The organism is Levilactobacillus acidifarinae DSM 19394 = JCM 15949 (assembly GCF_001434835.1).
GTDB lineage: Bacteria > Bacillota > Bacilli > Lactobacillales > Lactobacillaceae > Levilactobacillus > Levilactobacillus acidifarinae.
Genome location: NZ_AZDV01000026.1, coordinates 177,314 through 201,760, shown reverse-complemented (window position 1 = coordinate 201,760; position 24,447 = coordinate 177,314). Strand labels below are relative to the sequence as shown.

The 24,447-nt window shown below is 56.3% G+C and carries 22 protein-coding genes; 16 read left to right on the top strand and 6 right to left on the bottom strand.

Annotated elements, in window-relative coordinates; all coding sequences use genetic code 11:
- Positions 1-200 precede the first annotated feature (200 nt).
- The 5 genes from mvk (at position 201) to FD25_RS08640 (ending at position 5,055) form a co-directional block, all read left to right on the top strand.
- On the top strand, positions 201-1,145 hold the full coding sequence (gene mvk / locus FD25_RS08660; RefSeq protein WP_057803314.1) for a mevalonate kinase: 945 nt from the start codon (positions 201-203) through the stop codon (positions 1,143-1,145).
- Positions 1,145-2,122, top strand: a complete 978-nt coding sequence (mvaD, locus tag FD25_RS08655) for a diphosphomevalonate decarboxylase (RefSeq protein ID WP_057803312.1) — start codon at positions 1,145-1,147, stop codon at positions 2,120-2,122. The genes mvk and mvaD overlap by 1 nt, the downstream gene beginning before the upstream one ends.
- A gap of 185 nt (positions 2,123-2,307) precedes the next feature.
- Complete coding sequence (locus tag FD25_RS08650; protein ID WP_057803310.1) at positions 2,308-3,381, top strand: phosphomevalonate kinase; 1,074 nt, start codon at positions 2,308-2,310, stop codon at positions 3,379-3,381.
- Positions 3,382-3,394: 13 nt separating this feature from the next.
- Positions 3,395-4,429: a type 2 isopentenyl-diphosphate Delta-isomerase gene (gene fni / locus FD25_RS08645; protein ID WP_057803308.1), complete on the top strand. Its 1,035-nt coding sequence runs from the start codon at positions 3,395-3,397 to the stop codon at positions 4,427-4,429.
- Positions 4,430-4,509: 80 nt separating this feature from the next.
- Positions 4,510-5,055, top strand: a complete 546-nt coding sequence (locus FD25_RS08640) for a hypothetical protein (RefSeq protein WP_057803306.1) — start codon at positions 4,510-4,512, stop codon at positions 5,053-5,055.
- 182 nt (positions 5,056-5,237) lie between these two features.
- Here FD25_RS08640 and FD25_RS08635 read toward each other — a convergent pair whose 3' ends face one another.
- Positions 5,238-6,608: an RsmF rRNA methyltransferase first C-terminal domain-containing protein gene (locus FD25_RS08635; protein ID WP_057803304.1), complete on the bottom strand. Its 1,371-nt coding sequence runs from the start codon at positions 6,606-6,608 to the stop codon at positions 5,238-5,240.
- 190 nt (positions 6,609-6,798) lie between these two features.
- Here FD25_RS08635 and FD25_RS08630 point away from each other — a divergent pair, with 190 nt between their 5' ends.
- From FD25_RS08630 to FD25_RS08620, 3 genes are all read left to right on the top strand, one after another.
- Positions 6,799-7,617, top strand: a complete 819-nt coding sequence (locus tag FD25_RS08630) for a Cof-type HAD-IIB family hydrolase (protein ID WP_057803302.1) — start codon at positions 6,799-6,801, stop codon at positions 7,615-7,617.
- A 128-nt stretch (positions 7,618-7,745) separates the two neighbouring features.
- Entirely contained in the window at positions 7,746-8,105 is a 360-nt protein-coding gene (locus FD25_RS08625) for a MerR family transcriptional regulator (RefSeq protein WP_057803300.1), read from the top strand.
- A gap of 15 nt (positions 8,106-8,120) precedes the next feature.
- Positions 8,121-8,771 (top strand): NAD(P)H-binding protein, encoded by a 651-nt coding sequence (locus FD25_RS08620; protein WP_057803298.1) that lies wholly within the window; start codon positions 8,121-8,123, stop codon positions 8,769-8,771.
- Between the two features lie 72 nt (positions 8,772-8,843).
- Here the strand turns inward: FD25_RS08620 and FD25_RS08615 are convergent, their stop codons facing one another.
- The 4 genes from FD25_RS08615 to FD25_RS08600 form a co-directional block, all read right to left on the bottom strand.
- The gene (locus FD25_RS08615) at positions 8,844-9,494 is read right to left on the bottom strand and encodes an antibiotic biosynthesis monooxygenase (protein ID WP_057803296.1); all 651 of its coding nucleotides are present in this window, start codon (positions 9,492-9,494) and stop codon (positions 8,844-8,846) included.
- A 166-nt stretch (positions 9,495-9,660) separates the two neighbouring features.
- The gene (gene glpK, locus FD25_RS08610; protein WP_057803294.1) at positions 9,661-11,163 is read right to left on the bottom strand and encodes a glycerol kinase GlpK; all 1,503 of its coding nucleotides are present in this window, start codon (positions 11,161-11,163) and stop codon (positions 9,661-9,663) included.
- 251 nt (positions 11,164-11,414) lie between these two features.
- Entirely contained in the window at positions 11,415-11,603 is a 189-nt protein-coding gene (locus tag FD25_RS08605) for a 2-hydroxymuconate tautomerase (protein WP_057803292.1), read from the bottom strand.
- 66 nt (positions 11,604-11,669) lie between these two features.
- On the bottom strand, positions 11,670-12,560 hold the full coding sequence (locus FD25_RS08600) for a YitT family protein (RefSeq protein ID WP_057803290.1): 891 nt from the start codon (positions 12,558-12,560) through the stop codon (positions 11,670-11,672).
- A gap of 274 nt (positions 12,561-12,834) precedes the next feature.
- Here FD25_RS08600 and FD25_RS08595 point away from each other — a divergent pair, with 274 nt between their 5' ends.
- The 5 genes from FD25_RS08595 to purH all read left to right on the top strand — a co-directional run bounded on the left by FD25_RS08595 (position 12,835) and on the right by purH (position 19,253).
- Positions 12,835-14,247, top strand: a complete 1,413-nt coding sequence (locus FD25_RS08595) for a C69 family dipeptidase (RefSeq protein ID WP_057803288.1) — start codon at positions 12,835-12,837, stop codon at positions 14,245-14,247.
- A 45-nt stretch (positions 14,248-14,292) separates the two neighbouring features.
- Positions 14,293-15,801 (top strand): glutamate/gamma-aminobutyrate family transporter YjeM, encoded by a 1,509-nt coding sequence (gene yjeM, locus FD25_RS08590; RefSeq protein WP_057803286.1) that lies wholly within the window; start codon positions 14,293-14,295, stop codon positions 15,799-15,801.
- Positions 15,802-16,063: 262 nt separating this feature from the next.
- Entirely contained in the window at positions 16,064-17,140 is a 1,077-nt protein-coding gene (locus FD25_RS08585; protein ID WP_057803284.1) for a hypothetical protein, read from the top strand.
- A gap of 9 nt (positions 17,141-17,149) precedes the next feature.
- Positions 17,150-17,695: a phosphoribosyltransferase family protein gene (locus tag FD25_RS08580; RefSeq protein ID WP_057804292.1), complete on the top strand. Its 546-nt coding sequence runs from the start codon at positions 17,150-17,152 to the stop codon at positions 17,693-17,695.
- Between the two features lie 16 nt (positions 17,696-17,711).
- Positions 17,712-19,253 (top strand): bifunctional phosphoribosylaminoimidazolecarboxamide formyltransferase/IMP cyclohydrolase, encoded by a 1,542-nt coding sequence (purH, locus tag FD25_RS08575; RefSeq protein WP_057803282.1) that lies wholly within the window; start codon positions 17,712-17,714, stop codon positions 19,251-19,253.
- Between the two features lie 159 nt (positions 19,254-19,412).
- Here the strand turns inward: purH and FD25_RS08570 are convergent, their stop codons facing one another.
- Positions 19,413-21,413, bottom strand: coding sequence for a KUP/HAK/KT family potassium transporter (locus FD25_RS08570; protein ID WP_057803280.1), 2,001 nt, complete (start codon positions 21,411-21,413; stop codon positions 19,413-19,415).
- 225 nt (positions 21,414-21,638) lie between these two features.
- On the opposite strand from FD25_RS08570, the gene FD25_RS08565 reads away from it, so the two are divergent.
- The 3 genes from FD25_RS08565 (at position 21,639) to FD25_RS08555 (ending at position 24,406) form a co-directional block, all read left to right on the top strand.
- Positions 21,639-22,163, top strand: coding sequence for an AraC family ligand binding domain-containing protein (locus FD25_RS08565; RefSeq protein ID WP_057803278.1), 525 nt, complete (start codon positions 21,639-21,641; stop codon positions 22,161-22,163).
- 105 nt (positions 22,164-22,268) lie between these two features.
- Positions 22,269-23,081 (top strand): alpha/beta hydrolase, encoded by an 813-nt coding sequence (locus tag FD25_RS08560; protein WP_057803276.1) that lies wholly within the window; start codon positions 22,269-22,271, stop codon positions 23,079-23,081.
- A complete protein-coding gene (locus tag FD25_RS08555; protein ID WP_057803274.1) occupies positions 23,078-24,406 on the top strand; it encodes a gluconate:H+ symporter in 1,329 nt (442 codons plus the stop codon). Before FD25_RS08560 ends, FD25_RS08555 begins: the two co-directional genes overlap by 4 nt.
- Positions 24,407-24,447: the final 41 nt, after the last annotated feature.

Genomic DNA, 24,447 nt, shown 5'->3' with positions numbered 1-24,447 from the left:
CACTTTGCCCCCCAACGCTACGCATCTGGCCGGTAACCCCCGCGGCTCGTCAGTTTTCCGACCATCCCCGAAAAAAATCTTATAGAAAACGTTAATTTTTGCCACTTTTCGGGATTTTGACCGGCAAAACTAGCGCAATAACAATCAGTAGAGTATGATATTCTGGTAGATTAATTCGAAAAAGAAAGCGAGCGATTAGTTTGGGTAGAACGGGCAAAGGCATCAGTAATGCCAAAATCATTCTTCTCGGGGATCACAGCGTTGTCTATGGTCAACCGGCCATTGCACTTCCGCTCCCCTCAGTCACCACCCGGGTGACCATGACCCCGATTTCCAGCGGGCAGACCATGGCCAGCCGCTACTTTGACGGCCCCATCGCTCAATTGAACCACCATCTAGCCGGCGAGGTCCGGTTGATTGCTACGTTGTTGGACCGGTTCCACGGCCACAACACACCGTTTCACATGGCCATCAGTAGTGACCTGCCCGCCGAACGGGGCATGGGGTCTTCGGCCGCCGTGGCCGTGGCCATCACCCGCGCCATGTACGACTTCTTTGACCACCCCTTAACCCGCGAAACGTTGCTCGATACCGCGGCCATCGCCGAAAAGATCACCCACGGCCATCCCAGCGGCATTGATGCGGCCACGGCCAGCTCGGCTACCCCGATTTGGTTGTTGCCCCACCAAACCATCAGTCAGATTCCCTTTAACCTGGATGGCTACCTGGTGATCGCCGACAGTGGCGTCAAGGGCCAGACCGGTCAGGCCGTTGCGGCCGTTGCCCGGCGCAAGACGGTTTTTCCGCAGGTCACGACCCGGCAGATCGACCGTTTAGGTGACCTGACCTACGCCGCGCGCGACTACCTGGCGACCGGGGCCATCACCGAACTCGGGGGCGCGTTGACCCAGGCCCAGGCACAATTGGCTGGGTTAGGTGTTAGCTCGCCCGAACTGGACCATTTGATTCAAGTTGCGTTGCAAGCCGGTGCTTTAGGCGCTAAACTAACGGGAGGCGGTATGGGCGGTTGTCTCATCGCCCTGTGTGCCACCAAGGCCAGTGCCGAGCGCGTCAAACAGGCCGTCTTAGCGGCCGGCGCCACGGCCACCTGGACCGAAACCTTTCACCACAAGGAGGAAGCATGATGACCACAGCCGTTACCGCACGGGCCCACACCAACATTGCGCTGGTGAAATACTGGGGGAAGGCGGATGCCACCCTGATGCTCCCCCAGACCAGTAGTTTATCGTTAACCCTCGACCAATTTTATACGGACACCACGGTGGTCTTCGACCCGACGCTTACGGCCGACCAGATCACCGTTAACCAAGTCCTTTTAGACGAGCACGCGAGCCGCAAAGTCCGCCACGTGCTCGACTTAGTGCGCGCTCAGGCGGGAATTCAGACCTTTGCGCACGTTAATTCCGCCAACCACGTGCCCATGGCGGCGGGCCTAGCGTCTTCGGCCTCCGCTTTTGCGGCGTTGGCCGGAGCGGCGAGTCGCGCGGCCGGGTTAGACCTGAGCGCGCGCGACCTTTCCCGGCTAGCCCGCCGGGGGTCCGGTTCGGCCACCCGCTCGATTTATGGCGGGTTCGTCGAGTGGCACGCCGGTCACGACGACGCCAGTTCGTACGCCGAGCCACTAGTCGATCCGGTCACCTGGCCGATTGCCATGGTCGCGTTGGTCTTAGACGCGCACCGCAAGAAGGTCAGCTCGCGCCAAGGCATGCAAAGTAGTGTGACCACGTCGCCCTACTACCCCGCCTGGAAACAGGTGGTGGCTCGCGATTTAGCGGCCATCAAACCGGCCATTTTGGACCAGGACTTTACCACGGTCGGTGAGATCTTAGAAACCAACGCCATGCGGATGCACGCCCTTACGTTGAGTGCCGACCCGGCGTACAGCTACTTTAACGGCGCGACCTTACAGGCCATGCAAACGGTCCGGGAGTTGCGCGCAACCGGAATCGCTTGTTATTACACGTTAGACGCCGGTCCCAACCTCAAAGTTTTCTGTCAGGTCGCCGACCTCCCCGCCATTACCGCGCGCTTCCGTCAAGATTTAGGCGCCGAACAGGTCATCGTGGCCCATCCCGGCCCGGGCCTCAGCTGGCGGTCATAACGTTAATCCATCAATTTATATGACGGCATACTGATTAGTGGTTACATTAACAGTCGATTTAATAGCTGTTGTCCGCCTCAATTCATCATAAATCATGATTCTACCAGTGACTAACTGGTCAGCATTGCCGCATTAAACCTTATCTATTTATTGGCGACCTCGTGTCGCAGAAGGGACCTGATTTTTTGATTTCCGCCCAAGCACCCGGAAAACTCTATATTGCCGGCGAATATGCCGTTGTTGAGCCGGGGTACCCGGCCATTATCGTTGCGTTGAACCAATTCGTTACGGTGACCATCGAACCCAGCCACGACTACGGTCGCATCGCCTCCAAACAATACCAAGAGAACTCCCTCTACTGGCAACGCCAGGGAAGCGAACTGGTTTTTGACAACCGGGATAATCCCTTCCACTACATCTTATCGGCCATTCACCTGACCGAACAATACGCCCAATCCGTGGGTAAACCGTTAGGCGTCTATCACTTAAACGTGAACAGTGACCTGGATAGCGCCGACGGAAAAAAGTACGGCCTGGGATCGTCAGCCGCCGTCACCGTGGCGACCGTCAAGGCCCTCTGTCAGTTCTACGACATCCAGTTGAGTAAGGACCAACTCTTTAAGTTGGCTGCCATTGCCCATTTGGACGTTCAAGGCAACGGCTCACTCGGCGACATCGCGGCTTCCGTGTACGGGGGCTGGATTGCCTACCGCGCCTTTGACCGTGACTGGCTGGCCTCCGCCCGCAGAGAACTCAGCCTGACCGACCTCCTGAACACCACCTGGCCCGGCCTAGAAATCGAACTCCTGACCCCGCCCGCCCCGCTTCGCCTGTTGATTGGCTGGACGGGAACGCCCGCGTCGACGTCGCATCTAGTCGACCGGATCGCCCTGTTCAAGGCCACCCAACGCCAAAGTTATCACGCCTTTTTGGACGATAGCCGCAATTGCCTGCACCGGATGATTCAGGGCTTTCACGATGGCGACTTGACCGCCATTCAACGGGAGATCACGATCAACCGGCAATTGCTCAACCAATTGGCCCACCTGAGTCACGTCACCATTGAAACCAAACTACTCAAGACCATGTGTGACACGGCCGTCGACCTCGGCGGGGCCGCCAAGTCCTCCGGGGCCGGGGGTGGCGATTGCGGCATCGTGATCATCGACGCCGCTAAGGACCTCGCTCACCTCTTACACGATTGGGAACACCGCGGCATCGAACCGCTCAAATTAAACGTCCACAACGTTATCGAATAAGGAGAAAATCGCTATGGTACTGTCACGCCACGCCCACCGCAAGGACGAACATTTGTCGTTGGCCGAGAAGTTTTACACGCCACAAGCCACCAGTCAATTTGACCAGCTGCGTTTCGTGCACCAGAGTTTACCCGAAATGGCCGTGGCGGACACGGACCTCACGACCCACCTGGGACCGTTGACGTTACCGGTACCGCTCTTGATCGAGGCTATGACCGGCGGCAGTCCGCGAACGGGCCAGGTCAACGCCCAACTGGGACGCATCGCCGCGCAAACCGGGATGGCCGTCGCCAGCGGCTCGCAAAGCATTGCTTTACAAGACGACAGTACCATTGCGACCTTCACGCCGCTACGGGAGAACAACCCCGACGGCCTGGTCTTCGCCAACCTCGGGGCCGGACACACCGTCGCCCAAGCGCAACGGGTCGTCGACCTCCTCGCGGCCGACGCCTTAGAACTCCACGTCAACACCGCCCAAGAGCTGGTGATGCCCGAAGGCGACCGCAGTTTTCACTGGCTGGACAGCATCGGTGAAACCGTCGCGGCCCTAAACGTCCCGGTCATCGTGAAGGAAGTCGGCTTCGGCATGGCGCACGAAACGCTGGCCCAATTGGCAAGCGTGGGCGTGCGTTACGTCGATCTCGGCGGTCGCGGGGGTACCAACTTTGCGACCATCGAGAACTTCCGCCGCCCGGCCAAGGATTTCGACTATCTGGCCGATTGGGGGCAAAGTACCGTGGAATCGTTGCTCGAAGCTCAGCGGGTACCGGACGTCACCACGATCGCCACGGGGGGCATTCGTCACCCGTTAGACATCGCCAAGGCCTTCGCACTCGGCGCCACGTTGGTCGGCAGTGCCGGCCAAATCCTACACAGCCTGATCAAGACCGACGAAGCCACCACGGTTCAACACCTGTTGGCCTGGCAAACCGGCTTACGGACCATCATGACGTTGTTGGGAGTTAAAACCATCCGGGAGCTTCAACGCCAACCGTTACTGTTCTCACCGGAGCTGGAAAGCTACCGGCAACAACGCCACTTAAATTAAACTGACACGACCAAGGTCGCCCTTTTTTGGGTGCCTTGGTCGTTTTCTATCGACAACACTATTCTGGGGGAAATTATTAAATGGGATACTTATTTGGATTAGCCGGCAGTCTGATCAGTCTGGCTATGTTGGGCATCGTTTTGCTACTCGCCATCGCGCATTGGGCGTTTATTCTGCGGGTCATTGCTGGGCTAGTCATTGGCCTAATTTTTCACTATTGGGGAAAACACATCCGTTGGACAAGGCCCATCCAGCCTTACCACACCGACATTTTTCTGCGAGGATCCGACTTAGAGAAACGCCTCGTCCGGCAGCTAGCCTGGCTCGGCTACACCGATATTAAGTCCCGTTCTCGCTTCAAATTAACTTTCGTTGCCGAGTTTCGCGGGTACCGGTTGGGCTTCAACTGTTGTGGTGAGCTGACTCTGACCGAGCTACAAAAAAACGCTCAGGCGCTGACCGCACTGTATTTAGATGAAGTCATCATCGCCACCACCCACCCCATCTCAAAGGAACTGCGCGTCGCCGCTCGCAAATTGCATGTCACCCTATGGGATGAACAGCAACTCGCCAAGCTACCCTTGGTCCCGCCCACCGATACCGAACCGGATGACGTCGATTATTAAGGGAAATGAGTTGCGCTTACCGGCTGTTAGGGCCGTCCCTAGTGCCTTTTAGCTACTTACAAAGCGTTTTCCCGCTGCGAGCTTAGGGCGCTTAACTTAATGAACACTCTAAAAAAATCCGACCAGCTTGATGAGTTCTCATCAGTCTGGTCGGATTTTTAGCAATTGGCTTAATTATTGGGTTATAGCAGATCTTCTGGGTACACCGTAAACCGCAACCCTTTGGGGAAGAAGTTCTTCACGGTCGTCCCCACGACCTTACCGAAGCCCACGGATTGGGCGTCACAAGTTAGTAGGTACCAGCCCTTAGCCGGCGCTTCAGTCAGCGTCAGCGCGTCCCCGTGGACCCACTGTTGCCACTGATCGAGGTCGATGGCTAGCGTATGGGCCGTGCGTTGCGGGTCACTGGCCAACGCCAGGGCGTAAGCCGGTTCAAACCGGTTCTTCTTAAACGTTCCCAGGTGCAGGCCCGGCCGGAACACGTGCGCCCGTTTCAGATCCGGTAAGTCGCTGGGGGCTAAGAATAGTTGGTCCTTGACCGTTACGAGGTCGCCGGTCGGCACCGTCCCCAGAACTTCTCGCGCAAAGGCCTGCCAGAGTTGGCGCTGGTCGTTAGTTAACGCCTGCCCCAACTTGGCGCGTCCCTTGACCTTGTGGACCGGGGCGTCCGCTGAGCGTTGGAGCTTGGCCACAAAGTGTCCCTCACCCCGGAGCAATTGCGGGAACAACCGGGCCGCCTTCGCCAGGTCCGGATTGCCATCGGCCCATTCCGGTCGGGCATCCACCACGCCACCGGTCTTTTCGACGGGCACTAAGGAGAAGTCAGGGAAGGTTTGGACCAACCAGGCCATCATTTGTTCGTCTTCTTCCGGCGCAAACGTACAGGTGGAATAAATCAACTGACCCCCGGGCTTCACCATCTTCACGGCCTCCGTCAAGATTTCACGTTGGCGGGTCGCACAGTCTTGCACGTAGTCGAGGGACCAATAGTCCATGGCCGCCGGGTCCTTACGAAACATCCCTTCCCCCGAACACGGCGCATCCACCAGCACCTTATCGAAGAAGTCGGGGAAAACGGGACTCAACGTGTCCGGCGAATCGTTTAAGATCAACGCGTTGGGCACCCCAAAGCGTTCCACGTTCTCGGCCAGGACCCGGACGCGCTTGCGGTTGATTTCATTGGTCACCAGCAAACCGCGGCCCTGCAGATAACTGGCCAGATGCGTGGTCTTGCCTCCCGGTGCCGCACACAGGTCTAAGACCTTTTCGCCGGGCTGCGGAGCCGCCGTGGCCCCCACGAACATGGCGCTGGGTTCTTGGCTGTAGACGGTCCCGCTCTGATGGGCGAGGCTGCGACCCTTGACCCCGCCGAAGTACCCCCATGGCGCATATGGGACACCGGGGGCGGCGGTCAACTTGGCCGGCACTTGCCGTTGCGGATTGACCCGATAGCCGGCCGTATTCTCATCCGTGGTCAGACTCGCGAAAAAGGCCGGGGCTTCGTCGCCCAAGAGTCCTTGATATTTGGTTATAAAGTCATCTGGTAAATTCACCGTTATACTCCCATCTTGTTAGTTACAACTAACCATTTGTATTCTACATATATCCTATTTTTCCGGATTCAACCGTTCCCATTATACCCGTTTCCTCCGAGCCACACTAGGGAGAAATGGTCGCAATCCCTCCGCGTTTATGTTAGATTAGAAAGACTTAGTCAGTCTAATCTTGTGAGGTGTTCGGAAAATGGAACGAAAGTTAATTGCCCTAGATCTGGACGGCACGACGCTGAATCAACAAGCGCAGCTTAGTCCAAAAACCAAAACCGTCTTACGCGCCGCGCGTGAAGCGGGTCACGTGGTGAGCATCGTCACCGGTCGGCCGAACCGCCTTTCCGCGGACATCTACGATGAGCTTCATTTGGACGGCCCGATGATCAACTTCAACGGCAGTCTGGGTCACGTCCCCCACCACCAGTGGGCGGGCGAATACCAGTACACGTTTGACCGCGGGATTGCCTTTGACCTGCTGGCCCACCAACGCGAACTCGGTATCGAAATGCTGGCGGCCGAAGGAAAAAACCTTTTCTTGGCCATGCAGGATCAGCCCCGCGAAATTGGCTTTTTCCCGTCGGTCCTTAAGAGTAATCAGATTTTAAACCAACAATCGTTAACCCAAAACCCGACCAGTCTGACCATTGCGGTCGCTCGCAGTCACCAGGAACATCTGTTGAGTTACCTGCAACACCACTTCGGGGACCAGATCGATGCGGCCCCGTGGGGTGGCCCGGACTCCGTGGTTGAACTCGGCGTTAAGGGCGTGCAAAAAGCCACCGGTGTGGAGGTCCTGGCCGACCACTACCACGTACAACGGCAAAATATCGTGGCCTTCGGGGACGAACACAACGACGCCGCCATGCTAGACTATGCCGGGTGGGGCGTGGCCATGCAAAACGCCACAGCCACCATCAAGGGCTTGGCCAACGACGTCACCCCGCTAGATAACGCCCACGACGGGTTAGCCAACTACCTCGCCGACTATCTCCAATTAAAAATTGCTGAATAAATGGTTTCTTGGTGCTGCCTCGCTTGATGAGTCAGTACCTTTTTTTGAAAAAAGACAAAATTCGCTTGCTATCAAGTCAACTTGATAGTTTATACTGGCTTCTTGTCAGTTCAGAAGGGAGCAGTTCCATGACCACCTACACCACCAAACAAGTCGCCGACCGGTTAAACATGAGCGTTTCTCAGCTTCAATACTATGACCAGTTGGGAATCATCCCCGACCTGCAACGGACCGCCAACGGTTATCGCCAGTTTACCGCAGCGAACGTGACATGGTTAACGCAGGTCAAGGTGTTCATCGATTCGGGCATGCCGCTGAAAGATATTCAGCGCCTAACGACCTTGGTGCTAGCCGGTAAACGCCAAACGGCGGCTCAACAAAATGCCATCATCGCCGACCACCTGGCCCACCTCAAACACCGGCAGGCCGAAACTGCCGCTCAGATTACGTTTATCGAAAACTTTCTGGCTGAACACCCAACCGATTAAGGAGTCTTGTCTACCATGGAAACCGTATTAGTTTTAGGGGCCACGTCACCTACCGCCCAAGCCTTTATCAACTTAATGGGTCGCGATTATCCCACCGTTCAATTAAAATTATTTGTGCGTCATCCCGCTAAATTACCCGCCGATCAACGCGACCGTTTCCCAGTTATCGTCGGTGACGCCGCGAACTACGCCGACTACTTGCGGGCCTTACCGGATGTCACCTACATCTACAACTCGGTTGGCGGCGTCCACACCGGCAACTGGACCCAGCTGCTCTTACGGGCCATTCAGGAAACCCACGCCCCAATCAAGCACGTGGTCGACATTTCCGCGGGCGGCATCTACGGTGAGTTTCGCTCCGGTTTACGGCCCTACCTCTCGGCCGTACGGACCATGTATCCCCAATACACCCGGGATCAACGTCACAAGTTAGACTGGTATCGTGACTCCGGTTTAGCCTTCACCATTTTTCGCCCCGGTTTGATTCAAGATGGTCCGGAAACGCAGCTCATTACCCACACACCGGACTATCACGACATTCGGGCCAACGAATTCGCCATCAACCGCACCACCTTTGCCCGAGCCGCAGCCAACGCCTTGTTGCATAACGCTTACCCCAACCAAAGCCTATCCGTACATAACGGTGCGCCGTTGGACGAAAGCTAAAGATAATTTAAGTTATGTAAAGTAAAATCCCCAACAACGGTTAGCACCTAACCGCCGCTGGGGATTTTTGACTTACTCGAAGCTTAAGGATCCCTGTATCACCAACGCATCCGGCGCGAGATGGCGACTAAACTGTTGGGTCACCACGTCGGCTAAGGTGTGCGTTAAATCGTGGTCGCCCGTGACGATGGCGTGCGCGTTGCGATAAACCTCTAAGATCACCCACTGGGTCTCATCCGTGGCTACCGTGGCCGCATACACCGCTAACGTGTCCGGCTCACTAAAGGCCAACCGGTCAACGCGCTCACTCACCCGTTGACGAATCGTAGCGGTCTGCCCCGGCTTGGCCGTTAGGAACAGTCCCCGCACGACCAGGTCGTTCGGTCCACTGACCCGTAAGGCCGCCGCCTGGCTTCGTAAAACCTGCGGCGTCAGTTCCAGAACCGTCTTGTCACGCACCACCCGTTGGGCCACTTGCTGGTACTGCTGAAACTGAGGAGACTGCGCGTGAACCTGGTAGTGGTCGTCATCGCGGTACAGTTCAAAGATGTAGTTGGTCGCCCCAAAAACGTCTTGATGGGTGGCCCCCATGGCCAGGGTGCCGGGTTCTTGGGCGATCGAGGTTAACAGGTTATGGGTCCCCACCTGCACAAATTCGGTCCGGTCCTGAGGGTCGATTCCCAGACGATACAATCGAAGCAAGGGTGCGTGTAAGAGTTTCATGGTAAAGCCCGCTTTCTAAAAGGATTTACCTCCATTATACCGAATTAATCGTTTAAAGGGTGTAAGCGTTTTACCCTTTTTGACGGTCACGGCCGGTTTTCTTCCCACAATCAGCCACTTAAAAACGCCCGCGACGATTGTCCGCGGGCGTTTCGGCGATAGCTAGTTAATCTTGATGAAACGCTTGGGTGGCGTTAATCGCCGCTTGCCAGCCCGCGTAGCACTTCTCGCGCCGGTCGTCGGCCATTTGCGGCGTAAACTCGTCGCGTAGCTTGTGCATCTTACGGATACTGTCGATGTTTGGCCAGAAACCCACGGCTAACCCAGCCAGGTAAGCCGCCCCCAGCGCCGTGGTTTCGTTGATGGCCGCCCGCTTGATCGGCGTCTTCAAGATGTCGGCTTGGAACTGCATCAAGAAGTTGTTGTTAGCCGCCCCACCGTCGACGCTTAGGGACTGCAACGCCATCCCCGTTTCCTTGGTCATGGTATCGACCACGTCGCGGGTCTGGTACGCAATGGCTTCGACCGTGGCCCGCACGAACTGTTCGCGCGTGGTCCCGCGCGTCAGGCCAAAGACGGCCCCCCGCGTTTCCTGGTTCCAGTACGGCGCGCCCAGGCCGGTAAAAGCCGGCACCACGTACACGCCGCCGGTGGTCTCGGCGTCGACCGCCATCTTTTCGGACTCGCTGGCGTGCTCGAAGAACCGCATGCCGTCACGGAGCCACTGGACCGCCGACCCGGCCACGAAGATCGACCCTTCCAGCGCGTAGTTGATCTCGCCGTTGAGGCCGTAAGCAATCGTGGTCAGTAACCCGTTGTGTGAGAGTGTCGGCTTGGTCCCGGTGTTCATCATGATGAACGCCCCGGTGCCGTAAGTGTTCTTGACCATCCCGCGATCAAAGGCCGTTTGACCGAACAGGGCGGCCTGTTGGTCCCCCGCGATCCCGGCAATCGGGACTTGGACCCCGGAGAAGGTGTACCCGGCCGTGTAGCCGTAAATTTCCGATGAGGAGCGGACTTCCGGCAACATCGCGGCCGGAATGTCCAACCAGTCTAAGATGTCTTGGTCCCAGCTTAACGTGTTGATGTTAAAGAGCATGGTCCGGCTGGCGTTGGTGTAGTCGGTCGCGTGGACCCGACCTCCCGTTAATTTCCATAAAATCCAGGTATCGATGGTCCCGAACAATAACTCGCCGTTCTTAGCGCGTTCGTGAGCCCCGTCAACGTGGTCTAAAATCCATTTAATTTTGGTGGCCGAGAAGTACGAATCCACCACCAACCCGGTCTTATCGTGAATGGCGTCGGTGTAGCCGTCCGCCTTCAACTGATCGGCAATCGCGCTGGTCTGCTTGGACTGCCAAACCACCGCGTGATAGATTGGTTCCCCGGTCTTCTTGTCCCAGACAATCGTGGTTTCCCGTTGGTTCGTGATGCCGATACCGCGCACCTTGTAGGGCTGAATCTCGGAATCAATCAGCGCGTCGGAAATGACGGACTGCACCGCGTTCCAAATTTCGTTGGCGTCGTGTTCGACCCACCCGGGCTGCGGAAAGTACTGATGAAACTCCCGTTGGGCCTGGCCCGCAATCTGACCGTTTCGATCAAATAAAATTGCGCGGGTACTGGTCGTCCCTTCGTCAATTGCCATCATGTATTGTTGATCATCCATCGTCAGAATCTCCATTCATACGTTCATTAACTACGGGCACAAGGCACCGTGCTGTCACAATTATGTCTAGTATACCGAAAAGATACGGTCACGCCAACAAAAGCCCTCAATAAAACCGCTACCATCCCGACTACCACAGCGTTGGTGCCGGTTTATAAATTTTTCTTGCGCTCACTATCACGGCCGTTAAAAAAGACCGATCGTTCGAATCGACGCTTCCGTCGAAACAAATGACCGGCCTTTTGATGGGCTTACTTTTCGTCGCTCTTTAACACGCCGGCAACCCCGTAACGGTTCGGTTGCATTTCGCGTAAAATCACGTGAACGTGTTCGGCCGGCGCACCGGTATTCTTGGTGACCGCCGCCGTGACGTCGGCGACTAGCGCCTTCAATTGGGCTTGTGAACGGCCCGCAATCAAATCAATGTTGACGATTGGCATACTTCTCGTTCCCTTCTTAACTGAGGATAGGTTCTATTATACCGATAAATTTGGCCTAGAGCAATTCTAATGGGGGTGTTGTTCACTCTGACGGACCCGGAGTTGCTCGGTCTCGTTATAGAATTTCCCTTCAATATCCACGGTACTGACCAGGTTAACGAACGCCCCGGCGTCGGTCTCCTTGACCGCGTGCTCCAAGTCGTAGAGTTCGTAACGCGAAATCACCACCATCAACACGGCGCTGGCCTGATGTCGGTAGGCCCCGACCGACGGCATAATCGTGATCCCGCGAATCAGCGTCTGGTGCAGTTCGTGAATCACCTGGTCTTGCTTGGTGGTCACGATAAAGGCCGTCAGCTTCTGGTGACGGGTGTGAATGCTATCGACCACCCGCGACATCGCGTAAATGGAGATGATGGTGTATAGCGCACTCTCCCAGCCAAATAACGCCCCGGCTAACAAGATAATACTCAGGTTGATTAACATCATCAGCGTGCCGATTGTGCGGCCCGTGGTCTTTTCCAGCACCACGGCGACGATGTCCATCCCCCCGGTCGAAAAGCCATATTTGAGCGAATAGGCGACCCCGACCCCGGTCAAGATCCCCCCGAATAACGCCGCGAGTAACGCGTTATGGGCAATCGAAGTCACCGGAATCAAGATGGACAAGACGGCCGTGGTCCCGGCCACGATGATCGAATAGACCGTAAAGCCCCGTCCCACTTTAAACCACCCCAGTAACCCAATCGGAATGTTGAACAGGATGATGAACCACCCAGTCCCAATATGGAAGCCCATGGTCTCGCCGACCAGAGCGGCAATCTGGGCGATCCCGTTGATTCCCGCACTAAAGATCTTTCCCGGCGTCAAGAAGTCGTTCAAGGCGATCGCGTTGATCACCGACGCGCCTAAGGCCACCAATAACTGGCGCCCACGCTGTTTTAGTTCTAATGCCATTCTCATTTTCCACCCTTCCCGGCAGTGTTTATTGTCACTATTTAACCACATCCCCGGGGCCCTGACTAGCACAAAAAGCACCGTTAAGTGGGCAATTAGCGCGACCCTCTGAGTAATCCTTGGTCTTTCAGCCTATACGAGTTATGCATAAATATTTACTTTCATGAGAATAATAAACAAATTAATGAGAGTTTACCCCTAATCAACCCGGATTATGCAAAAAATGTTAGAATAAGAAGCGTAAATTTATACATATTTTGAAAGGAGCGTCGTCATGAATTATTCCGCTTGTACCAGTATCTTGATTGGGGCGAAGGCGTCCATCGATGGTTCGGTAATGATCGGTCGTAACGAGGATGCCAAGGCCGCTTGGCCCAAACACTTCGTGGTCCATCCCGCCCAAGAGACGGTCGCCGCCAAGTTTGTCAGCCCGGACAACGGCTTTACGATGCCGTTACCGGCGCACGCGGCCAAGTACACCGCCACGCCCGAATGGACGGACCAGTACGGGGTCTTTGAAGAGGCCGGCATCAACGAATACGGCGTGGCCATGAGTGCCACCGAAAGCACGTATTCCAACGACCGGGTCTTAGGCTGTGATCCCCTGGTTAAACGGGGAATCGCCGAAGAGGCCATGGTCACCGTGGTTCTACCGTACGTGCGTACCGCCCGTGAAGGCGTTCGACGGTTAGGCCAACTGGTCGAATACTACGGCACCGCCGAGTCCAACGGGATCTTATTTGCCGATCAGACGGAAGCCTGGTACTTAGAGACCGGCGCCGGGCACTACTGGGTCGCCCAGCGGATCCCGGATCACGCCTACGCCGTCGTGGCCAACCAGATGGCCATCCAGGCCGTTGATTTTCACGATCCGGCTAACTTCTTGTTCGCCACCGATCTGCAACGGTTCGTGGACGAAAATCACCTAAACCCGCACCGCGATCAGTTTAACTGGCGCGAAATCTTCGGGACCCGCGACCAGTCGGATCTGTACTACAACACCCCGCGGGTCTGGTACGGTCAGCACCGCTTCACCCCGCAGGTCGACGCGCAACCGCAATCATTTGACTTACCCTTTATCCAATACGCCGACCGCCAGCTGGACGTCACCGACGCACAGGCCTACCTCAGTAGTCACTTCGAGGGCACGCCCTACGATCCCGTGGGGGCCGGTAGCCCGGCCGACCGCAAACGGTTCCGGCCCGTCAGCTTGGCCAAAACGCAAGAATCCCACGTTCTTCAGCTACGCCCCGCTTTCGAACCGGCCTTAGCCGGCATCCAGTGGCTCGCCATGGGCGTGGGCGCGCAAAGCACCTACATTCCGTTTTACGCCGGGATCGACCAGACACCCGCGGCCTACCAAGCCGGCACGGCGACCTACGATGCCCAATCGGCCTACTGGGTCTACAAGCTGGTCAGCGTGTTAAACGACGCGCACTACCACGAAACCGTGACTCAGTTAACCGCCACCCAAAAGCAACTCCGCAGCGACCTGGCTCACCTGGTGCACCAAACCGACGCGGTCGCTCAACACTTGACTGGCCTAGAATTAACGCACTACCTGACCGCCCAGTCCACCAAAGCCGCCGCATTGGGTATTCAGCGATACCGCGACTTGGCGGCGCAATTCATCACCCAGGCGACTGACCTGGGTCCGCTAAACTATCATCAAGATTTGAACTTATAGACTTGCTGGGACGTTCGCCCCACCAAATGGGAGATTATTAGACAAATGGAAAAGCAAAAAAAGATTAAACTTTCGACTTTAATCTTAATGATTTTTACGGCCATCTACGGCTTCGCTAACACCACGGTCGCTTACGACCAAATGGGCTACGCCAGTATCATCTGGTACATTTTAGCCGCCCTTCTGTTCTTCTTGCCCAGCGCCTTAATGCTGGCCGAATACGGCTCCGCCTTCAAGGAAGCCAAGGGGGGGATTTACTCCTGGTTGGCCGGTTCCATCGGCGAGAAGTGGGCCTTCATCGGGACCTTCATCTGGTTGTCCTCGTGGGTCATCTGGATGCTGTCCACCTCGTCAAAAGTGTGGATCCCGTTATCCACGCTGATTTCCGGCAGTGACCAGACCCAAACTTGGTCGTTGTTCGGCTTAAGTTCCACGCAAACGATCGGGTTACTGGGTATCGCCTGGATCCTGGTCGTGACCTTCTTTGCCACGCGCGGGGTCAGCTCCATCGCCAAAATCTCATCGTTGGGCGGGATCTTCGTGATGTTTCTCACCGCCCTATTCTTCGTGGCCAGCATCGTGATTCTCATTGCTAACGGTGGCCACTTGGCCGAACCCATCAACGGGATGCACAGCTTCGTTGCGTCGCCCAATCCCCAATTCTCCTCGCCCATGGCGCTGATCTCGTTCGTAACGTACGCGGTCTTTGCCTACGCCGGGATGGAATCCATGGGGGGCATCACCGACTCCATGGATCGGCCCGAAAAGACCTTCCCCAGAGGCTTGATCATCTCCACGATTGCCATCACAATTATGTACTCCCTGTCGATCTTCCTGTGGGGGATCAGCACCAATTGGCACGAAATTCTCGGTAAAAACGCCGTCAATTTAGGGAACATTACCTACGTCTTGATGAATAACTTAGGGTTGGTCTTGGGGCACGCCTTACATTTATCCGCCGGTACATCCGCGGGCTTAGGCCACCTGTTTGCCCGCCTGACCGGGTTAAGCATGTTCATGGGGTACTTAGGTTCCTTCTTCGTGCTGATCTACTCGCCACTGAAGTCCTTTATCCTGGGGTCTTCGCCGAAACTGTGGCCCAAGAAGATGACCAAGCTCAACAAGGTCGGCATGCCCGCCTACTCGATGTGGCTGCAGGCCATCATCGTGGCGGTCTTCGTCTTCCTGGTCGCCTTCGGGGGCTCGGCGGCTAAGCAGTTCTACCTGATTTTGACCGACATGGGGAACGTGTCGACGTCCTTCCCGTACCTCTTCTTGATTGGGGCCTTCCCGTTCTTCAAGCGCCGTACCGACCTAGACCGGCCGTTTGAGGTCTACACCAGCCGGTTATGGACCAACGTAATCGTCACGTTAGTGCTGATCGTGTTGGTCGGGGGAATCGGCTTCACCTGTCTCCAACCAATCCTGGAACACGACTACATCACGGCCTTCTGGACCATCATCGGCCCGATCTTCTTCGGGGCCGTGGCCTGGATCTTCTACCGTAACGCCCAAAAACGTTCGGTGGATGACCAAGTCGCTAGCGAAGACTAAGCAACCGGTGCTTCGTTCGCAACCCTCAGTTTAACTAATTGTTCAATGACCTAACCAAAGCCATTTCTCTGGAAATTACCGGGGAAATGGCTTTTTGGCGATCATTTTTAAATTTTGTTCGGGTTTTACGTAAATTCCTTGCAAAATATAACGTTATTTATATTAAATTTAATTAATTTACGATTTAATCTAGACTGAATCAGCTTGAATTGGCTATAATCAGCATGAAAGACGAATAATATTCAACTGAGGAGGAAGTAATGTGCACTGGTTAACCGACTTACTCGCGGCCATTGGGGTCGTTTTAAACGGGATTCCCCAAGGCATCATGGCCATGTCGTTAGGTTTCGCAATTTTTCCCACCCTGTTTTCCTTTATTTTCGCTTCAGCGGTCAACGGCGTCTTTGGGGCCGTGGCCCCCTTATCCTTTCAGGCCGAATCCCTGGCCTTAACGGGAAAACTCGGCCGCGACCTGCGCGAACGGACGTCCATCATCTTCGGTGGCTCCGTTATCATGCTGGTGATCGGCGTCACCGGGACGTTGACCAAGATCGTCGACATTCTCGGCAACAACATCATGGCCGGGATGATGGCCGGGGTGGGCATCATGCTGGCTAAGATCGCCCTGAGTCTGGCCCAGGACCAGCGTTTAGCCGGTGGGCTCTCCATCACCATCGCCATTCTGGTTTACCTGCTCACCAAGGACCTGGTCTGGACCATCGTGGTCTCGGTGATTGGTTCCAGCCTGGCCGCCGTGTTCGGCCAACACTACCGTGCCGAGTTACCGGCCCACGTGACCGCCCGGCGCTTCGTATTCACCAAGCCCCAGGTCAACGTCCGGGTGATCCGGGGCGCGTTGAGCCTGGCCTGCCTGAACATTGGGGCCAACATCTCATACGGTCTGATTACCGGCCAAATGACCGGCCAGAAGCCCAACCCGGTCAATTTAAACCTGTTGACCGGCACCCAGGCTATCGCCGACATGGGGACTAGTCTGCTGGGGGGGGCGCCCGTCGAAGCCATCATTTCGGCCACCGGGAGTGCGCCCGAACCCGTTGTCGCCGGGATCATGATGATGCTACTCATGGCGGCCGTCTTAGCGTTCGGGTGGTTGGGAAAACTTGGCAAATACGTGCCGAGTGCCTCGATTGCCGGATTTCTCTTGATCCTGGGCGTGGCCGTCATTTTCCCGGCCAACGCCGCGACCGCTTTACACGGCGCCAACGGGACCGTGGCCGCTATCACCCTGGTGGTGACCGCCATTGCCGACCCGTTTGCCGGGCTCTTATCCGGTGCCGTCCTCAAATTTGTCTTACCACTACTTGGATTGGGGGTTTAATCCATGACCATGTCACCAACTTATACCTTAACTTTAGGGCCGTTGACCCGGCAGTTACCGATCATGCCCATTAGTCCAAAACTCGCCATCGCCTCATTCGTTCTGTTAGGCGACACCGAATTGACCGACTACGCCGCCAGCGCCCTGGCGCAGAAAATGCCCGCCGATTTCGATTATCTCATCACCATGGAAAGTAAGGGCATCCCGCTCGCCCAGGAACTCAGTCGCCTGACCAACCGCGCGCAATTCGTGGTGCTCCGCAAGTCGCAAAAAGACTACATGCGTGACCCCCTGTCGGTCCCGGTCAACGCCATCACCACCAGCGCCCCCCAGCGGTTATTTCTGGACGGCCTGGACGCCCAAAGCCTCGCGCACAAGCGGGTGGTCATCGTCGACGACGTCATCAGTAGCGGGGGCTCACTCAACGCTGCTCGCGTGTTGGTTCAACAAGCCGGAGCCACCGTGGTCGGTCAGGTCGCCATCTTAGCCGAAGGGGCCGCCGCCCAGCGCACCGACATCCAATTTCTAGCCGAACTACCGCTATTTCCGTTATAACGAGGAGGAATTTTTTATGAAACGTGCGTTACTCAGTGTCTCTGATAAAACCGGCTTAGTGGCCTTTGCCCAAACGTTGCTGGCTCACGACTACGAGCTGGTCTCCACCGGCGGGACCCAGGCCGCCTTAGCCGCCGCTAACGTGCCGGTGACGCCCATCGAAACCGTCACTCACTTTCCCGAAATGCTCGACGGCCGCGTGAAGACCCTGAACCCCCTGGTCTTCGGTGGCATCTTAGCCAAACGGGACAATCCCACCCACCAACAAACGTTACAAGACCACCACATCACCCCCATCGATTTGGTGTGCGTCAACCTCTATCCGTTCGCTCAAACCATCAGCCAACCCGACGTCACGTTAGCCGCGGCCGTGGAACAGATCGACATCGGCGGACCCTCACTGATTCGGGCGGCCGCCAAGAACTACGCCGACGTGCTAGTGGTCTGCGACCCCGCCGACTACGCCACCGTGGGGCAAGCCATCAGTGACGAAGCCACCACTCCGGAACTGCGCCGCCACCTGGCCGCCAAGGTCTTTCAGCACACGGCCCACTACGACGCCCTGATCGCCGATTATTTGACCACCGATGCCGATCGATCCGACGCGCCGGACCCGTTGACCGTGACCTACCAACGGCAACAAGCCTTACGCTACGGCGAAAATCCGCAACAAGCTGCGACCCTTTACCGGGAAAATCAACCGGCACCCTTCTCGATCCCCGCGGCCAAGCAACTCCACGGAAAACCGCTATCCTTTAACAACCTCAAGGACGCCGACGCGGCGTTGGGCCTGATCCGCGAATTTAGCGCCCCGACCGTCATCGCCTTAAAACACATGAACCCTTGTGGTGTCGGCTCGGCGACCACCCTCGAAGCGGCCTGGGACAAATGTTACGCGGCCGACTCGATGTCGATTTTTGGCGGGATCATCGTCTTGAACCGTCCGGTCGACCTGGCCACGGCCACCAAGATGCACCAGCTGTTCTTGGAAATCATCATCGCACCGAGTTTTGACGACGACGCCTACGCCGTGCTGGCCAAGAAGAAAAACCTGCGGCTCCTAACGGTGGACTTCACCACCGCGACCGCTCCCGAACCGGCCGAACTCGTTAGCATTCGCGGCGGCCTTTTGCGGCAGGAACGTGACCACGTGCTGGACGACCCGGTCGATTTTAAAGTGGTCAGCCAGGCTCAACCCACGGCCGACCAGTTACAAGGCGTGCTTTTCGGCCTGAAGACCATCAAGTTTGTTAAGAGTAACGCCATCGTGATCAACACGCCGAGTCAGACCTTAGGCATCGGTCCCGGTCAGATGAACCGCATCGACGCGGTCAAGATCGCCGTCGGCAAGGCCGAAGTCCAGCCGGCCTACGCCCAAGCCGTGCTAGTGTCCGACGCCTTCTTCCCGATGGCCGATTGCGTGGAATACGCCGCGCAACACGGCATCACCACCATCGCCGAACCCGGGGGCAGCATCCGCGACAAAGACTCCATCGCCATGGCCGATCAGTACGGTATTGCCCTGGTCTTCACGGGGCACCGGCACTTTCGTCACTAAGTCATGACGGTCAAAATTTGCGCCATCACCCAACCGTGATGGCGTTTTTTGGCTTTGTCCCTGAACCACGCTTCAATTATAAATTAAAAGTTAAAGTAATTTTTGTGTTACCGATTTCAAAAGAAAAACGATGGGGATTGCTCCATCGCTTTTCTCACTTTAATGCTTAACGCGCGTTAATTTCAATTGCGGGTCCGGTTGCTGGCCAATGAACAACGGCACGCGTTCCTCGATCACGTCACTAAATTCCAACCCGTACCAGCGTGAGGTCGAGACCGAGACCCGTTGCAGTAACAGCCGGCCGCCGATCAATAACCGGTCAATGGTCGACAGGTCGTGGGCGCTGAGGTCTTGGAACTGCTGGTTTAAGATGACAAACTTAAAGTTCCCCACCCGCCGGTGTAATTCGCTGGAATATTCCGGCGTTTGACCGTCGATTAGGCCCTTATCCAGTAATTCGTTGACGATCTGACGCAGGTACACGTTTAACCGCTGGGACTTCTTGAAACCCAGGTAGAGTTGGATATCGACCACGTTGCGGGTGCCGTGCAGGTTGACCGTGTAGTGACAGTCGGCCGGCTGATCCGTTTCGTTGACCGTGATGAACCAGTAGACCTTCGCACGTTTCGGTTGTTGGTCCAAAATCGAGTAGATCACCGAGCGTTTAATGGTCTGGTCGGGCCGGACCCGGTTGACGTAGACCAAGTTGGTCGCAAACGTCGGCACCTCCGCATCGTTACTCAACGCCTGCAGTTGCGGCAAGAACGTTGGCAGGTAAACTTCTTCGGCTTCCTTTAAGTTCGCGTCCAGTCGCCGATTGCCCTGATACCAGACCACCATGATGAGTAAGATCAGGCAGGTCAGCAGCAACGTCACGTACCCACCGTGCCAGAACTTCACCAGACTGGCCACTAAAAAGAGACTTTCCAGGGTCCCAAACCCAATCACAAAAATCGTGGCGAGTACCGGGTGCCGGGGTCGCAAGAAGGCGTGCAGCAGTAGCGTCGTCATCAGCATGGTGATCACGATGGCCAACCCGTAAGCCGCCTCCATGTGTGCCGAGGTCTTGAAGAACCACACGATGCTTAACGTGACCAGACACAGTAGCCAGTTGACCGTCGCCACGTAGATCTGACTGGCGGAATTGCCCGGAAACTTGATCCGCAGTTTCGGTAATAATTTCAACCCGATGGCCTCGTGGACCAGGGTGTAGGAGCCCGTGATCAACGCCTGCGAGGCGATGATGGCCGCCAAGGTGGCCAAGAGGATCGCCACGACCTGCCCACCGGCCGGCACCATGGCGTAAAACGGGTTAAGCCGGTGCAGTTGGGCCGTCGTCAGCGACGCGTGGGTCAGTAACCACGCCCCCTGACCCAGGTAGCTGAGCATTAACATGCCGTAGACGAACGGCCAGGTCGCGTAAATGTTCGCGCGGCCCACCTGCCCCATGTCCGAATACAGAGCCTCCGCGCCGGTCGTGGCCAGGAAAATACTGCCCAGAATAAAGATTCCCTGAGAATTGAGCGGACTGGCCAAAAATTTAATCGCGTACACCGGCGACAAGGCCTTTAGCATCCCCGGGGCCGCCAAGAGGTTCCATAGACCCACGCCCCCAATGAAACTAAACCACAAAAACATGATGGGGCCAAACGACCGCCCGATGGAGACCGTCCCGAAACGCTGGATCAGAAATAACCCCAGTAAAATTCCGGTCACGATGCCCAACACCATGCCTTGGTTGGGACTAACGGTCAGTGGTCCTAGTTTGAGCCCCTTCAGGCCTTCCACGGCCGAGGTGACCGTCACCGCCGGGGTCAACGTCCCGTCGGCAAGCAGCGCGGCGCCGCCCAGTAAGGCCGGCCAGATCAACCACTTCGCCCGGTTACGCACCAACGCAAACAACGCAAAGATGCCACCTTCGTGATGGTTATCGGCGTGCATGGCTAGGAACACGTATTTAATCGTGGTAATCAACATCAACGTCCAAAAGATCAACGAGATACTGCCCAATAGGACCGTGGGTTGGAGTGCCCCGGGTTGCCGCGCCGAGGCTAAAATGGCGTTCATCACGTATAACGGTGACGTGCCAATGTCCCCGTACACGATTCCCAGGGTGATCAACATTCCCGCGCCGGATAAAGCCTGCGTCGTTTTCCGCATAACGTCCCACCTTCTTCGCGTTCCATCTTAAACAATTTACCCACTAAATGCCCGTGAAGACGGGTGGTTAACCAGTTGACTAAACCAGAGCCCAACTAATTGAAAAATCAATTGACCCAATTGATTAGTTCGTGTGGGTTTGCTTAGTCACTACGCCTTCTAAGTGCCGCCTTCCACCCTCATCCTCACCGCCACCTACACTAAGCGTTAGAGGGAGGAACACCCATGAAATACGAATTTTTTGCGTCTCAACAAGCCCCGGGTAAACTCATCTTTCACCATAACGATTTTCACCTCGTGCCCACGCACTTTCACGCCGCCATCGAAGTCAATTACGTCTTTACTGGGGCCGAGGACTGGGTCACCGTTAACGGCCAGCGGTACCGGCCCCGCGCCCACGATACCCTGGTGTTGAACAGTAACGTCCCCCACGCCTTTACCCCGGCTAGCGACCGGACCGCCTACGATGCCGTAACCCTGATTTATCCGGCCCAAGAATTAACCGCCCTGTATCCGGCCTTGGCACAACACGTTTTCGCTCTAAACACCGTCCAGACACCGTTCATTCGCCACTCGAGAGCCTATACGCGCTTGCAAGCCACGTTTGACCGTCTACGGACCGTTCACGCGAGACAAGCCGACCTGGTGGGATTTCCCAACGAAAAGGCGTTGACCAGTGCCTTTCGAGCAGTCTATCACACCACGCCGCTGCAATACCGGCGCCAACTCACCCAGATAAACCGAAATTGACGGTTTTGTCACCTGAAATTTGCCATTTTAACGTTGCTAACGGGGCATACTTAATAATGTAAGCGGATACAAAAAACGATTAATTAAAAAAAGGAAGTCTTCTTAATGTCACTTCATGCCAATCGATTCTTCTCCAATGCGTTGGGCCACACCGTGAGCGTCCAGGTCGTGCTCCCCGAAATTAAAAACGCGCAGCTGCAACTCCCGAAGTTCACTCCGGGTACCCGGTTTCCGACCCTGTGGCTCCTCCACGGTTTGGGCGACGACGATACCGTTTGGCTCCGGCGCGCCGGGGTCGAACGCCTCGCCAACAACTTCGGCGTCGCCATGGTTATGCCCGCCGTCGACCGCAGTTTCTACGCGGACATGACCTACGGTGGCCGGTACTGGACCTATCTGACCCAGGAACTCCCCGACCGGATGCGTTTCACGTTTCCACTGGCCACCGACCGCGCCGATAACTTCGTGGCCGGCTACTCCATGGGCGGATACGGCGCCCTACGTTGGGCGTTAACCCATCCCGAGCAGTTTCAGGCCGCGGTCGCCATGTCCGCTGTCGTGGATCTGCCCAAGTTCATTAAAGGTCTTAAAGACGGGACACTAGGCTACCCCGACGCGCCCAACCCGACGGCCATTTGGGGCGGTCAGGACGTCCACCACTCTGATTTAAATATCGACTGGCTGCTCGCCCATCCGCGGGCCGCCACGGCCGATCTTAAAGTTTACACCACGGCCGGCGGACCCACCGACTTCTTAAACGCCGACAACCTACGCTACCGAACCAAGTTCGCCCAAGCCTTCGGGAACCACTACACCTGGGAACCCGGGACGAACGGCCACAATTGGAACTTCTGGACGCCCCGTCTGGAACGGATCATGTCCTGGTTGCCGCTGAATCAAGGGGGGCAAGCCGTATGAGTCTGCTCATCTTAGCGTTAAGCCTGATCGTTTTAATCCTATTAGTCACCTTTTGCAAGATGAATTCGTTTCTCGCCATCATCATGGCGTCCATCTTTCTGGGCACCTGCCTGGGGCTCCCCGTTGACAAGACCATGACCCTGATTGGCACCGGGATGGGCGCTCAGCTGGGCGGCCTGGTCTTGGTCTTTGCCTTTGGGGCCATCCTGGGTAAACTGGTCGCCAATGCCGGCGGAGCCAAACAAATCGCCGACACGTTGACCCAGAAATTTGGCCACCAGCACATCCAACTGGCCGTGGCCTTAGCCGCCTTCATCATCGGCCTGTCGCTGTTCTTTGAGGTCGGCATGGTCGTCATGATCCCCATCGTCTTTGCCATGGCGCTAGAGGTTCACGAGCCCATGCTGAAATTAGGCCTGCCCATGTTAATGGGGTTAGGCACGGCCCACGCCTTCTTACCGCCACACCCGGCGCCCGTGGCCATCAGTCAGTTACTTCACGCTAACCTGGGCCAAGTGTTAGCTTATGGCCTGTGCTTAGCCGTGCCCTACCTCTTGATCACGGCGGTCCTTATTCCCAAGTTGATTCAACATTGGTTCCCCAAGAGCTTTCGGCAGATCAAATTTTTGCCCGGCGTCGGTGATTTATCCCCCGCACCGACAACCGACCGGCCGTTACCAAGCCTGCGTCTATCGCTAGTCACCGCATTAATGCCCGTGATTCTCATGTCGCTAGGGACGCTATTTACCGCGCTGGGCGTGAAAAATGGCGCCGTGGCCGCCCTGAACAATTCCAGTTTTAGCATGTTTCTCGCGTTGCTATTCGCACTCTGGGCCATGGGGTGGCACCAACACCGGACCAATCAGGCCGTGTTGTCTTCGATCGAAGCCTCCATCAGTAGCATCGGGATGTTACTGTTGATCATCGGGGCGGCGGGCGGCCTCAAGCAGGTCATGCTCGCCGGCCACTTGGCCAATCAAATTGCCGGCTTCATGCTCCACACCGGCTTATCACCGCTGCTTCTCGCCTGGCTCATGGCCGCGTTGATTCGGGTCTCCCTGGGTTCGACGACCGTGGCGGCCCTGACGACGGCCAGCCTATTACTGCCCATCGTCGGTCATTTGACCGTGCCCCTGGCCCTTCTGGTCTTAGCCATCGGAGCCGGCTCCAGCTTCGGCTCACACGTCAACGACGCCGGCTTTTGGATGGTCAACCAGTACTTTAGCCTAACCATTAAGGAAACCTTTGAAACCTGGACGCTGCTCAGTTCTTTGTCCGGGCTGGTCGGGTTGGCCTTGGTCATGTTAATGAGTCTCGTTGTTTAAAATGAAAGCGTTCTCTAATTTAAGCCAATAAAAAAACACCG

What these genes read in the sequence shown, in the direction of transcription:
- mvaD (WP_057803312.1), top strand. Translation starts at nt 1,145, where the DNA reads ATGACCACAGCCGTTACCGCACGGGCCCACACCAACATTGCGCTGGTG.
- fni (WP_057803308.1), top strand. Translation starts at nt 3,395, where the DNA reads ATGGTACTGTCACGCCACGCCCACCGCAAGGACGAACATTTGTCGTTG.
- FD25_RS08640 (WP_057803306.1), top strand. Translation starts at nt 4,510, where the DNA reads ATGGGATACTTATTTGGATTAGCCGGCAGTCTGATCAGTCTGGCTATG.
- FD25_RS08630 (WP_057803302.1), top strand. Translation starts at nt 6,799, where the DNA reads ATGGAACGAAAGTTAATTGCCCTAGATCTGGACGGCACGACGCTGAAT.
- FD25_RS08625 (WP_057803300.1), top strand. Translation starts at nt 7,746, where the DNA reads ATGACCACCTACACCACCAAACAAGTCGCCGACCGGTTAAACATGAGC.
- FD25_RS08620 (WP_057803298.1), top strand. Translation starts at nt 8,121, where the DNA reads ATGGAAACCGTATTAGTTTTAGGGGCCACGTCACCTACCGCCCAAGCC.
- FD25_RS08615 (WP_057803296.1), bottom strand. Translation starts at nt 9,494, where the DNA reads ATGAAACTCTTACACGCACCCTTGCTTCGATTGTATCGTCTGGGAATC.
- glpK (WP_057803294.1), bottom strand. Translation starts at nt 11,163, where the DNA reads ATGGATGATCAACAATACATGATGGCAATTGACGAAGGGACGACCAGT.
- FD25_RS08605 (WP_057803292.1), bottom strand. Translation starts at nt 11,603, where the DNA reads ATGCCAATCGTCAACATTGATTTGATTGCGGGCCGTTCACAAGCCCAA.
- FD25_RS08600 (WP_057803290.1), bottom strand. Translation starts at nt 12,560, where the DNA reads ATGGCATTAGAACTAAAACAGCGTGGGCGCCAGTTATTGGTGGCCTTA.
- FD25_RS08595 (WP_057803288.1), top strand. Translation starts at nt 12,835, where the DNA reads ATGAATTATTCCGCTTGTACCAGTATCTTGATTGGGGCGAAGGCGTCC.
- yjeM (WP_057803286.1), top strand. Translation starts at nt 14,293, where the DNA reads ATGGAAAAGCAAAAAAAGATTAAACTTTCGACTTTAATCTTAATGATT.
- FD25_RS08580 (WP_057804292.1), top strand. Translation starts at nt 17,150, where the DNA reads ATGTCACCAACTTATACCTTAACTTTAGGGCCGTTGACCCGGCAGTTA.
- purH (WP_057803282.1), top strand. Translation starts at nt 17,712, where the DNA reads ATGAAACGTGCGTTACTCAGTGTCTCTGATAAAACCGGCTTAGTGGCC.
- FD25_RS08570 (WP_057803280.1), bottom strand. Translation starts at nt 21,413, where the DNA reads ATGCGGAAAACGACGCAGGCTTTATCCGGCGCGGGAATGTTGATCACC.
- FD25_RS08565 (WP_057803278.1), top strand. Translation starts at nt 21,639, where the DNA reads ATGAAATACGAATTTTTTGCGTCTCAACAAGCCCCGGGTAAACTCATC.
- FD25_RS08560 (WP_057803276.1), top strand. Translation starts at nt 22,269, where the DNA reads ATGTCACTTCATGCCAATCGATTCTTCTCCAATGCGTTGGGCCACACC.
- FD25_RS08555 (WP_057803274.1), top strand. Translation starts at nt 23,078, where the DNA reads ATGAGTCTGCTCATCTTAGCGTTAAGCCTGATCGTTTTAATCCTATTA.